This window comes from Salinisphaera sp. S4-8, assembly GCF_040361235.1.
Lineage (GTDB): Bacteria > Pseudomonadota > Gammaproteobacteria > Nevskiales > Salinisphaeraceae > Salinisphaera.
On sequence record NZ_APNF01000002.1, the window covers coordinates 533,596 to 545,224 of the forward strand.

10 protein-coding genes are annotated in these 11,629 nt (G+C 61.9%); 8 read left to right on the top strand and 2 right to left on the bottom strand.

The features are described 5' to 3' along the window. Window positions 1-70: 70 nt before the first annotated feature. The 3 genes from S4A8_RS05015 to S4A8_RS05025 all read left to right on the top strand — a co-directional run bounded on the left by S4A8_RS05015 (window position 71) and on the right by S4A8_RS05025 (window position 4,708). Complete coding sequence (locus S4A8_RS05015) at window positions 71-1,303, top strand: HlyD family secretion protein (protein ID WP_353219277.1); 1,233 nt, start codon at window positions 71-73, stop codon at window positions 1,301-1,303. Continuing rightward, on the top strand, window positions 1,300-2,823 hold the full coding sequence (locus S4A8_RS05020; protein WP_353219278.1) for a DHA2 family efflux MFS transporter permease subunit: 1,524 nt from the start codon (window positions 1,300-1,302) through the stop codon (window positions 2,821-2,823). Before S4A8_RS05015 ends, S4A8_RS05020 begins: the two co-directional genes overlap by 4 nt. Window positions 2,824-3,205: 382 nt before the next feature. Further along, window positions 3,206-4,708, top strand: a complete 1,503-nt coding sequence (locus S4A8_RS05025) for a M23 family metallopeptidase (protein ID WP_353219279.1) — start codon at window positions 3,206-3,208, stop codon at window positions 4,706-4,708. Between the two features lie 479 nt (window positions 4,709-5,187). Here the strand turns inward: S4A8_RS05025 and S4A8_RS05030 are convergent, their stop codons facing one another. Beyond that, window positions 5,188-6,861: a BCCT family transporter gene (locus tag S4A8_RS05030; RefSeq protein ID WP_353179647.1), complete on the bottom strand. Its 1,674-nt coding sequence runs from the start codon at window positions 6,859-6,861 to the stop codon at window positions 5,188-5,190. Between the two features lie 265 nt (window positions 6,862-7,126). Here S4A8_RS05030 and S4A8_RS05035 point away from each other — a divergent pair, with 265 nt between their 5' ends. From S4A8_RS05035 to S4A8_RS05055, 5 genes are all read left to right on the top strand, one after another. Further along, on the top strand, window positions 7,127-8,347 hold the full coding sequence (locus S4A8_RS05035) for an acetamidase/formamidase family protein (protein WP_353219280.1): 1,221 nt from the start codon (window positions 7,127-7,129) through the stop codon (window positions 8,345-8,347). Between the two features lie 238 nt (window positions 8,348-8,585). Beyond that, window positions 8,586-8,744 (top strand): YqaE/Pmp3 family membrane protein, encoded by a 159-nt coding sequence (locus S4A8_RS05040; RefSeq protein WP_353179645.1) that lies wholly within the window; start codon window positions 8,586-8,588, stop codon window positions 8,742-8,744. A 74-nt stretch (window positions 8,745-8,818) separates the two neighbouring features. Continuing rightward, entirely contained in the window at window positions 8,819-9,808 is a 990-nt protein-coding gene (locus S4A8_RS05045; protein WP_353219281.1) for an LLM class flavin-dependent oxidoreductase, read from the top strand. 147 nt (window positions 9,809-9,955) lie between these two features. After that, window positions 9,956-10,417: a MarR family winged helix-turn-helix transcriptional regulator gene (locus tag S4A8_RS05050; protein ID WP_502950702.1), complete on the top strand. Its 462-nt coding sequence runs from the start codon at window positions 9,956-9,958 to the stop codon at window positions 10,415-10,417. 135 nt (window positions 10,418-10,552) lie between these two features. Then, a complete protein-coding gene (locus tag S4A8_RS05055) occupies window positions 10,553-11,185 on the top strand; it encodes a hypothetical protein (protein ID WP_353219282.1) in 633 nt (210 codons plus the stop codon). 60 nt (window positions 11,186-11,245) lie between these two features. On the opposite strand, the gene S4A8_RS05060 is transcribed toward S4A8_RS05055, so the two are convergent. Then, window positions 11,246-11,557 (bottom strand): YMGG-like glycine zipper-containing protein, encoded by a 312-nt coding sequence (locus S4A8_RS05060; protein WP_353219283.1) that lies wholly within the window; start codon window positions 11,555-11,557, stop codon window positions 11,246-11,248. Window positions 11,558-11,629 lie beyond the last annotated feature (72 nt).

The window sequence follows — 11,629 nt, forward strand, 5'->3', positions numbered from 1 at the left end:
GGTGCTCGATCGTTGTGGGCAGCGGACGCCGTTCGTTGTCTCGATGCTGAATCAATAATCAGGAATGCCCATGGCCGATGCTGCTACTTCGACCGACCGTGAACTGCCCCGCTCTGGCAACAGCCGCCGCAAGTGGTACCTGCTGGGCCTGGCGGCGTTGTTCATATTGATCGGCGTGGCCTATGCGGCCTATTACTTTCTGGTCGCCCAGTTCTATGCCGACACCGACGACGCCTACGTCCACGGCAATCGGGTGATGCTGGCCCCGCAACGCGCGGGTACGGTCACCGCCATCTATGCCGAAGATACCGACCGCGTGGAAGCCGGCGATACCGTCATCGAACTCGACGATACCGATGTCGACAACGCGCTCGAGCGCGCCAGCGCCCATCTGGCCCAGACCGTACGCCAGGTGCACCAGCTGTTCGCCCAGGCCGACGAGCAGCGCGCCACCGTTGACATGCGCCAGACCCAGCTTACCCAGGCCCGGCGCGACTACGAACGCGATCAGAAGCTGCTCAAGGTCCATGGTGTCACCCGCAAGGCCTACGAACACAGTCGCTCGGATTTCGAGCAGGCCCGTTCGGCGCTGTCCGCGGCCCGGCACCGGTTGGGCGAACTCGAAGCCCAGACCGAGGGCACTACGCTGCGCGGCCATCCTGCGGTACGCGAGGCCGCGGCCCAGCTGCGCTCGGCCTATCTGGATGTACGGCGCAGCCGGGTGCCGGCGCCGGTAGCCGGCTATGTCGCCCAGCGCGATGTGCAACTCGGCCAGCGCGTCGAGCCAGGCAAGCCAATGCTCTCGATCGTGCCTATCGATCAGGTGTGGGTAAACGCCAACTTCAAGGAAACCCAGCTGGCGGCAATGCGTATCGACCAGCCAGCGACCGTGTATGCGGATTTCTATGGCGACGAGGTGGTCTACCACGGTCATGTCGCCGGCATCAGCCCCGGCACGGGCGCCGCCTTCGAACTGCTACCGCCACAGAATGCGTCCGGCAACTGGATCAAGATCGTACGGCGTGTGCCGGTGCGTATCGTGCTCAGCGGCGACGAACTCAAGCAGCATCCGCTGCGCCTGGGGCTGTCGATGCACGTGAGCGTGGATCTGCACGATAGCAGCGGCCGACCGCTGGCCGAGGCGGCACGCGACAAGGCACGGCTGCGTACCGATGTCTATCGCCAGCGCGAGGACGGCGCGGCGGCGATCATCGATCGTGTCATTGCCGCCAACGATGGCGACCCTGCAACCACCGCCCAGGCCCCGGCGAACACCATCGGCCGGCTTACCGCCCACCCATGAGTACCGCGCAGGACGACAACACGCACCCGCCGCTGCCCGCCGGTGCGCTGTTCGTCGTGACGCTCAGCCTCGCGCTGGCGGTGTTCATGAATGTGCTGGACGTATCGATCGCGAATGTGTCGATCCCGGCCATTGCCGGCAATCTGGGCGTCTCCACCAGCCAGGGCACCTGGGTGATCACCTCCTTTGCGGTGGCCAACGCCATTGCCGTACCCGTGTCCGGCTGGATGGCCAAACGGGTCGGCGAAGTAAAGCTGTTCGTGTGGTGCACGGTGCTGTTCACCCTGTTTTCGTTTCTGTGCGGCCTGTCCGGTTCCTTCGTGATGCTGCTGGTCATGCGTGCCGCCCAGGGCGTGGTCGCCGGGCCGATGATTCCGCTGTCGCAGAGCCTGCTGCTGGCAAACTATCCACCTGACAAACGCGGCTTCGCCAATGGCATCTGGGGCATGACCGCGGTGGTCGGGCCGGTGGCCGGGCCGATTCTCGGCGGCTGGATCACCGACAACATCAGCTGGTCGTGGATTTTCTATATCAACGTGCCGGTGGGCGCATTCGCCGCAGCCGGCACCTGGCTGGTGCTGCGCAACCGGGAAACCGAAACCCAGCGCCTGCCTATCGATCTCGTGGGGCTCGCACTGCTGATCGTGGGTGTGGGCGCGCTCCAGGTCATGCTCGACAAGGGCAACGATGAAGCCTGGTTCCAGTCCACCTTCATCGTCGTTCTGGCGATTACCGCGACCGTGTTCCTGGCCTTTTTCGTGGTCTGGGAACTGACCGACGACAACCCGGTGGTCGATCTCAAGCTCTTCGGTCGCCGCAATTTCACCGTGGCCACGTTGTGCGTAACGCTGGGCTTCATGACCTATTTCGCGGGCGTCGTACTGCTGCCCTTGTGGCTACAGAACGAACAGGGTTATACGCCCACCTGGGCCGGTATCACGACGGCCTCGCTCGGGCTGATGGGTGCCATCTTCTCGCCGATCGTGGGCCGCCTGACCGACAAGATCGATCTGCGTTTCATCGTGACCTTCGGCATGTTGCTGTTCGCCGGGCTGTCGTTTCTCAAGGCGGATGCGAATACCCAGATCAATTTCGAGCGCCTGTTTCTCACCCGTCTGCCCTGGGGCATCGGTCTGGCCTGTTTCTTCATTCCGCTGATCACGCTGTCGTTGACCGGCCTGCCTGCCAGCAAGGTGGCCAGCGCGTCGGGGCTGTTCAACTTCATGCGCCTGATCGCGCTGAGCTTCGGCACGTCGCTGTCGGTGACGATGTGGGATCGCCGGCAGGCCTATCACGATCATGTGCTCTCGGCGCATACCTCGGTAACCGACCCGCTCACCCAGCAATGGCTCGCCCAGGCACAGGCCCAGGGAATGAGCGAACAGCAGTCTTACGGCGCGCTGGCACGCGTGATTTCGGAGCAGTCGTTCATGCTCGGCCTCAACGAGATGTATTACCTGGCCGGGGTGATCTTCATTGGCCTGACCGTACTCATCTGGCTATCGCGGCCGAACGAGTGAAACGCGTACCCGGCCGACGCCATCGCCGCCAATCGGCCATCGCGCGCACAACGACCCGATTCGCGCGCGGGTCGGCGCGGCTGCCACAGTTCAGGCGATGCCCGATCAACGCCGCGTTAACCCCCAAAGGTAAAGCGAAAACATGGGCCGCCGATACAGCTGACGAGCGTCGCGAAGCGCACGTTATCGCAGCGTGGGCTCGTGTTCGTCGCGATGTTACTGTATAACTCTGCGCTCACGAGCGGTTTGGCAGCACGCTTCGGTGGGGACCGGGCGCACAGTGGCAACTGCGACGAAACTTTTCGCCTCCATGGCATGTCGAAGACGACTGTCGGGCGATAATTTCATCGTGCAAGAGCGCGAGAAAGACCGAGGGTATTGAATGCGTTGGTCGAATTTTCTGCGGGCCGGTACACACGGCGCGCTGGGTATGAGTTTGTTTGTGTGCATGGGCACCAGTGTTCATGCAAATCCGTTCTCGCATGGCGCCGAGGCCGGACTTCATGCCACCGCATTCGATAGCGGTACTGCCCTGGGCACGCACGAATCCCGCCCCCAACTCGCCGACGAACTCGGCCCCGACGAACGCCAGGCGCTGCTGGCCAAAAGCGCGCCCGAGATCACGCCCTGGCGCGAAATCACGGTCGCCCCGGGGGATTCGCTGTCGCGAATCTTCGAACGCGCCGGGCTGCCCGCACGCGAGCTCATGGCCCTGGTCGGCCTGGGCGATATCGTCGACCCGCTCAAACGCCTGCGCCCGGGTAATACCCTGGAACTGCGCAAGACCACCGATGGCCGGCTGGCCGAACTCCGCTTCAAGCTCAATGCGGTCGATACGCTCTCGATCGCCCGCTCGGGGCTGGACAGTGACGGCGGTCCGGGCGCACTCGAGGCCGAGATCGTGCACCTGAAAACCCAGACCCGGCGCATGACTGCCCGCGGTACTGTCGACGGTTCCCTTGCCCAGTCATTGGCCGAAGCCGGCGTACCCGCCGGGGTGGCGACACAACTGGCCCATATCTATCGTTACCGCGCCAATCTGTCCCGGCATATGCACCCCGGCGATCGCTTCAGCGTGGTCTATGACGCCGAATATGCCCAGGGTGAGCGCGTCGCGCTGGGCCCGGTAATCGCGGCGAGTATCACCACCGGCGGCCAGAACCTGAAAGCCTTTCGGGCCATCGACGAGGACGGCGACGCTCGCTATTACGACGCCGAAGGCCATGCCTACGAGCCGTCGCTGTCGCGCCATCCGGTGAATTACTCGCGAATCAGTTCGCCATTCAATCCCGATCGCATGCATCCGATCCTGCATATCCGGCGCCCGCATTGGGGCGTGGATATGGCTGCACCGCGCGGTACGCCGATTCATGCCGCCGGCGATGGCGTGGTGAAATTCGTCGGCCGTCGCCACGGCTATGGGCGGATCGTGCAGCTGACCCATTTCGACGGCTATTCGACCCGCTATGGGCATATGTACAAGTTCGCCAAGGGCCTCAAGCGTGGCGATCATGTCAGCAAGGGCCAGATCATCGGCTATGTCGGGGCAACCGGCGAAGCCACCGGCCCGCATCTGCACTATGAAATCCGCCTGAACGGCCGCCCGCACAACCCGTTGACCATGAAGCTGCCGGACGGCCATCCCTTGCCCAAATCCCGTCTGGCGGCCTATACCAACCGTATTCAGCCCTTGGTCGCGGCCCTGGATAATGTCCCCGACATGCCGCATACGCTCATTGCCTCGAGCACCGGCGTGGATGCCCGTCACGGCTGTACCCAGGCGAGCACGGTCAATGCGACCTTCGCGCTGGCGCCGGAGAATTCGCGGCGCCGCCATTCGCTGGCCGAACTGTTCTGCGTGGTCTCGACCGACACGAACGCCTAGTCGCGCAGCGCGCCGCACAATCGCGAGCCCCGAACAGCAACGCCGGCTACGTGCCGGCGTTTTTTTTGGGTTTGAACACAGCGCACGCGCGTTTTTAACGATCGGCCTTCGGCCGTCGGTGCGCCTGTTCGCGTTCATGTGCAGACAGAATGCGGGCGTAAGTCGCGCGCTCAAACAGCGCGGCACTGTCTACATCAACGTACGACAGCAACGGTTTTTCGTCGTCAAACAAGGAAACCGGTCCGCGAATGCAAGCCAACGCTTGCTCAGGGAAACCGGTGCGATCGGCAAGCCATCGGAGCCGGCGCAATCCGTGCTTCGCTTTGTTCGCGTGGCTTGGCGTTCATTGGCCAACAATCTGCCGGCCTGGACACCGCCCACCGGGTGCCCTACATAATGCAGCAAGCAGGTTTGTCCGGTTCACAAAGCGAGCCTGGGCCACGCCGAGTCTGCGTCGGCGTGGCCCGGACTGGCAGGCGTTAGGAAGCCGGCTCGTTCGCGCCTTTCGAGCGCGTGCCTTCGTCGTCGGCGTCTTCGAGATCTTCTTCGTCCCAGACATCGTTGAGAATGTCGCGGGCTTCGAAGGCGTCGGCACCGACCGGCATCGACTCGTGCTTTTCATACAGGTCGAGCAGCATACGCCGACGGTCGTCGCGCAGTTCCTTGGCGAGCACGAAGACCATGCAATAAAGCACGAACACGAACGGCAGTGCGGCGAGCAAGGCCCCGGTCTGCAACCCCTTGAGGCCACCGGCGACGATGAGCGTCAGACAGATCGCCGAAATCAGCAGGCCCCAGGACAACCGCTTGTACAACGGCGGTTCGAGCGAGCCTTCGTCGGTCATCTGCGCCACGATATAGGACGCCGAGTCGGCCGAGGTCACGAGGAACACGAAGATCAGGCACATCGCCAGTATCGACAGCGCGGTACTGAAGGGCATCATTTCGAAGAAGGTGAACAACGCCGAGGTAATGTCCTTGTCGGCGGCGGCGGTGAGCGTACCCGCGGCATCACCGAACAGTTCCATATGCAGCCCGGCCCCGCCGAACACGCCGATGAAGCCACAGGCCAGCAGCGGCGGCACGATGAGCACGCCCATGACGTACTCGCGAATCGTGCGGCCCTTGGAAATACGGGCCACGAACGTACCCACGAAGGGCGACCAGGCGATCACCCAGGCCCAGTAGAACACGGTCCAGGTCGAGATCCAGTCTTCGCCGGTATCCTCGAACGGGTTCATGCGCAGACTCATGGCGACGAAATTCTGGATGTAATCGCCAATACCCACGACGATGGTGTTGAGAATGAAGATCGTCGGGCCGGTGAACAGCACCCAGCCCATCAAGCCCAGACACAGCGCCAGGTTGATGTTCGACAACCACTGAATGCCTTTATCGAGCCCGGAATAACTGGATACGGTATAGCAGGCACACATCACGCCCAGAATGATGAACTTCCAGAGCGTGGTATCCGGCACGCCGAACATCTGGTTGAGGCCGCCGTTGATCTGTAGCACGCCCAGGCCAAGCGATGTCGCCACACCCATGACCGTGGCCACCACCGCCAGAATATTCAGGCCATCACTGGTGGGCTGACGGGCAGCTTCGGGGAGCTTGTCGGTGAGTGGCTCGACGACCGTGGACACCAACCCCGATTTGTTACGGCGAAACTGAAAATAGGCAATGATCAGGCCGACGATCGAAAAACCGGCCCACTGGCTGATGCCCCAGTGGAAAAAGCTGTACTGGATCGCATAACGCGCCGATTCCGGCGTCGACCCTTCCATGTCGTTATAAGGCGGGTTCAGATAATGCAGCACTGGCTCGGCCAGGCCGTAGAACACCAGCCCTACACCGAAACCGGCCGCCAGCAGCATGCTCACCCAGGAGAAGAAACTGTACTCCGGCTCGCTGTAGGGTTCGCCCAGGCGAATCTTGCCGTAGCGACTGAATGCCAGACCCACCAGAAAGATCACGAACCCGAACACCGATAACAGATACAGCCAGCCGAAAACATGCGATACCGCATTCAGCGCACTGTTGGCGAAATCGCCGAATGCCTTCGGGAAACTCGCGCCGACGATCACCAGGGCCAGAATGATCAGTGCCGAGCCGGTATAGACGCGCTGGCTACGCGATAGCAATTTACTCAAGAGACCCCCAGAAATCGGTGTAAGCGTAACGCCGGTCGCTGCGGTGCGCCTCGGCCGTGGTTACGCCGTGTTGTGCGAGCGTTGCCACCATTACTAGCACTTCATTACAGCCCCCGCAAACGTGTCGAATATGCAGCGGACCGCCGGGCGGCCTTTCGGGGCGTGGCTTTCGCGAGCGCAGTTGCAGCCTTAGTGAGCACGTATTCCGAAAAGCTGGCGCGTCTCTTGCTAGAACACCATTTCATTTTAGTTCGAGACAGATTTCATGAGATACACCATCGCAGGCGCGCTGGCACTATGCTGCAGCGCCCTGAGCGTGCCCGCGGGCGCGGCCGATTTCGACGTACTGCAGCCCTTGGCCGACAAGCCGCAGAAGATGACCACCGGCGACTACGCCGGCAATTACTACGTGCCGTCCACCACGGAAACCGTGCGCTGGGGGTATCTGCCCAATAAGAAGGCAAAACCGGTGCTCACCGTGCCCTCTGGCAGTGCAGTGACCTTCGATACGATTTCGCACGAAGGCATCCTCGAAGACCAGGGCCGGGATCCGGTGGCCTACTTCGCGAGCAAGAACGTGCCCGAACAGCAGGTGCTCGACGATGCCATCGCGATCACGGCCTCGGATATGGCACACGATTTCTTCAAGGACGGCCCGCATATCGTCACCGGCCCGGTGGCGATCGAAGGTGCCGAGCCCGGCGACGTGCTCAAGGTGGAGGTCATCAAGCTCGAACCCCGGGTGCCCTACGGCGTGATCTCCAATCGCCATGGCAAGGGCGCGTTGCCGGGTGAATATCCGAAGACCGAGCCAAAGCCCAATCCGAGCAGCGAATACCCCGAACGCTATGCCAACGTCTCGACCTTCGCGCCGATCGAAAAGGACGGCGGTCAGTGGTATGGCGTGCTCGATGCCGGTAACGATAAAGCCATCCGTTTCCCGCTGCATCCGTTCATGGGCATCATGGGCGTCGCCCCCGACACCGACAAGCCGGTCAACTCGGTGCCGCCTTCGCGTATCGGCGGCAATGCCGATATCAACGATCTGGGCACGGGCAGCACGGTCTATTACCCGATCGAGGTCGACGGCGCCCTGTTCTATACCGGCGATAGCCATTTCACCCAGGGCGACGGCGAAGTCGCGCTCACCGCGCTGGAGGGCTCGCTGCGCCCCACGCTCAAGCTGACCCTGCTCAAAAGCGGCAAGGCAGAGCTGCCGGGCAAGCAGGTCGACAAACTGTTGGGCGAAACCAGCGATTACTGGATCACCGTCGGCCTCGACGAAGACCTCGATCTGGCCATGAAGGATGCCGTACGCGAGTCGATCCGTTTTCTGCATCAGCAGTACGGCATCGATGAAGCGCTCGCACTGGCCTATCTGAGTGCCGCGACGGACTTCGAAGTGTCGCAGGTGGTCGACAAGACCAAGGGCATCCACGCACTGATCCGTAAATCGGATTTCGACGCATTCGATACCAACCCGTAACCCACCATCTGCGCATGGCCCCGGCCTCGGCGTATTGCCGCGGCCGGCTTTGAGCCACCCTCGAGAACGCAGCGGGCTATCTCTGCAAGCGTTTAGCCGACCCGAGACGGATCGAGCGTACGTCAGCGTTGTTCGCCTGACGACCACGCCGCGGGTGGATTGCGATGCATGGCGTCGTTCAGGCCCTGTTCGACAAATGAATTACCATGCGCCCCTGTTTTCCCGACCTACGAAATTCATGGATATCATTCGTATCCTGCTGTCGATTCTGCTGCCCCCGCTGGGTGTCTTCCTGCAAGTGGGCATCGGCCTGCACTTCTGGCTCAACATCCTGCTGACCCTGTGCGGGTATGTGCCGGGCATCATCCATGCGGTTTATATCATTCTCAAAAGATAAGACGCACAGGCTGTAAAAATACCGATTCATGCCCACTTATATGACAGCGTTTCTGCCGGCATGAGCCTCGTTCTATGAAAGCCGATCTATCCGTTCTCGATCTCGTCCCCGTACCCAGCGGCGTGGCCGCGTCCGAAGCGGTGCGTAACAGTATCGATCTGGTGCGCCTGGCCGAACGCTGCGGCTATACCCGTTACTGGGTATCCGAACATCACAGCATGCCGAGCATCGCCAGTTCCGCGCCCGAGGTGCTGCTCTCGCGCGCTGCGGCGTTGACCGAGCGTATTCGGGTCGGCTCCGGCGGCATCATGTTGCCCAATCATGCGCCGCTACGAGTGGCCGAAACGTTTCAGACGCTCGAAGCGTTGTATCCGGGACGTATCGACCTGGGCCTGGGGCGCGCGCCCGGATCGGACGCCCGCGCCAGTCGCGCCCTGCGCGCGGCCTCGGGCGAGCAGTTCGCCGATCTGCTCAATGAAATGCTGGCCCTGTCGCGCGGCACGCTGCGTCGTGGTCATCCCTATGAAGGCGTAACCGTAAGCCCCAGCGATGCGCCGCTACCGCCGATCTGGATTCTCGGCTCCAGCGGCGCCAGTGCGCATGTGGCCGGTTCTGCCGGTATGGGCTACAGCTTTGCGAGTCACTTCAGCCCGGTGCCGGCCGAACCGGCACTGCGGCGTTATCGTGGTGCATTCTCGCCCTCGCCGGCATTTGCCGAACCCCACGCCATCCTCGGCGTGTCGATCATCTGTGCGCCGACCGACGAAGAGGCCGAATACCTTGCGGCCACTGTCGATCTGATGTGGCTCAGACTGCGCAAGGGCGAGTTTCTGCCCCTGCCCTCGCCTGAGGAAGCGCTGGCGTACGACTACTCCGAAATGGAGCGCAACGCGGTGCTCGAAAATCGCCAGCGCCATATTGTCGGTGGCCCGGAATCGGTGCGCGCGCAGCTCGAGGACTTGTATAGCGACAGCGAGCCTGATGAAATAATGGTTGTATCCAACATACACGATCCAGCCAAGCGCCTACGCAGCTATGAACTGGTCGCCGAAGCGATGCGATAAGCCGCCGGGAGCGGCTATGAGTTTGATATTAAAAACCTAACTTACGACCCTGAAAATCGGGAATTTTTCCCCAAGTCGGCTTTTAATTAGCGCTTATCGTTCAAAAGCGTCACAATACGTCACGCACGTACATACAGGCCCCGGGCTATGCGCGCTTCGACCGCACCAGAAAACGAAGAATCAGATCTGCGCTTGCTTGACGAGCAGCTGTGTTTTTCGTTGTACACGGCGACGCATCGCATTATCCGTGCCTACCGGCCCCTGTTAGAGCCGTTAGGGCTGACCTATGTCCAGTATCTGGTCATGCTCGTACTCTGGGAGCACGCGCCGCGATCGGTAGGCGAGCTGGGCAGCGAACTGTATCTGGACAGCGGCACCCTTACGCCCCTGCTCAAACGCATGGAAAAGACCGGCCTGATCGCGCGCGAGCGCGATAGTGAAGACGAGCGCCGGGTTCTTATCTCGGTCACGGATGAAGGCCGCGACCTGCAGCACAAGTCCGCCGAGATTCACGAGGCGATGCTGTGCCAGATCGAGCTGACTCGGCCGGAAGCACTGGCGCTACGTGAACGCATCATGGAACTGGCCGACACCCTGCGCCAGGCCTGAACGGCTCGCCGTTTACAGCAAACTGCGCGCCGCACGTGACATCGCCTGTCGACGCTCGGCAATTCTACGCATAGCCCTGGCGCACGGGCTCGCGCAGAATTGCGCGCCGCTTATCCGAAACAAGGCCGACCAACCATGTGGCAGTGGATCAACGACAATGCCCAGGCCCTGTCTTTCTTCGCCAGCATCGGCACACTCGGTGTCTGGCTGTTCTATGCCCACCTGCTCTATGCCGGTTTCCGGCGGCAGCGTCAGGCCCGTATCCTGATCAACCAGGGCTGGGGCCAGCAGATCGATTCGGTGTGCCTGATCAGTAATATGAGTCAGGAGCCTATCTATATCCATAGCCTGGTGATGACGATTCGCGCGAGTGATGACGAGTACAGCGAGTCGATTACCGACTTCGACAATGCTCAGCCCAGCGACAGCGAAGACCGGCCGCAGCACGTAACCCGTCAGGGGCCGTTGAACTCTGGCGAACAGATGAATCTCGGTACGTTTCGTTCCATCATCCGCCAGACGTCGAAACGACACGACAATCTTGACGCCGATGACGAGCAGCCGATTCGTACGCTGGCCATCGAGAACTTCAAGATCACGGTGATCGCCAGCTACGGCCCCGAGGGCGGGATTATCGGCGCCCAGCGCAAGTTCATCGTCTCCGGTGAAGACAACGAATTGATGCGCCCGGCGGCGACCACCACCAAACGCATGGCCAAACGCCATGCGCGGGCCAAGCTCCAGCACTGGCTCGAACAGCAACTCTAGGTCGGCACTTGGCGGCGACCCGGCACGACGATCGCGCCGTGCCGGGCTAAAGAACAGACGCTAGCAGCGCCCCTTCTTGGCCTGCCCCGGCGGGCAGTGATAACCGCGATGATCATCGCGGCGATCGTGATAGTCATGATGGTCGTCGCGATCGGTGGTGATCGCGGCACCGCCTGCGGCCCCTGCAGCGCCACCCAGAATCGCGCCGGTACGCCCGCCGACTTCATTGCCGATCGCCGCACCCGCCGCACCACCCAGACCGCCGCCGATCGCGGCGTCGACGGTATTGTCGTCGAGCGCATAAACCGGCGCGCTCAACGTCATCGCCAGCAGACCGGCGATCGTCACTCGTTGCAGGATAGTGCTTTGCATGCTCGGCTCCCAACGCCTGTTCAGCGGCTTGTTTGTCATTGCCGCGTATTTGACCCTTGGCGCGCTGAACGT

What these genes read in the sequence shown, in the direction of transcription:
- S4A8_RS05015 (WP_353219277.1), top strand. Translation starts at nt 71, where the DNA reads ATGGCCGATGCTGCTACTTCGACCGACCGTGAACTGCCCCGCTCTGGC.
- S4A8_RS05020 (WP_353219278.1), top strand. Translation starts at nt 1,300, where the DNA reads ATGAGTACCGCGCAGGACGACAACACGCACCCGCCGCTGCCCGCCGGT.
- S4A8_RS05025 (WP_353219279.1), top strand. Translation starts at nt 3,206, where the DNA reads ATGCGTTGGTCGAATTTTCTGCGGGCCGGTACACACGGCGCGCTGGGT.
- S4A8_RS05035 (WP_353219280.1), top strand. Translation starts at nt 7,127, where the DNA reads ATGAGATACACCATCGCAGGCGCGCTGGCACTATGCTGCAGCGCCCTG.
- S4A8_RS05040 (WP_353179645.1), top strand. Translation starts at nt 8,586, where the DNA reads ATGGATATCATTCGTATCCTGCTGTCGATTCTGCTGCCCCCGCTGGGT.
- S4A8_RS05045 (WP_353219281.1), top strand. Translation starts at nt 8,819, where the DNA reads ATGAAAGCCGATCTATCCGTTCTCGATCTCGTCCCCGTACCCAGCGGC.
- S4A8_RS05050 (WP_502950702.1), top strand. Translation starts at nt 9,956, where the DNA reads ATGCGCGCTTCGACCGCACCAGAAAACGAAGAATCAGATCTGCGCTTG.
- S4A8_RS05055 (WP_353219282.1), top strand. Translation starts at nt 10,553, where the DNA reads ATGTGGCAGTGGATCAACGACAATGCCCAGGCCCTGTCTTTCTTCGCC.
- S4A8_RS05060 (WP_353219283.1), bottom strand. Translation starts at nt 11,557, where the DNA reads ATGCAAAGCACTATCCTGCAACGAGTGACGATCGCCGGTCTGCTGGCG.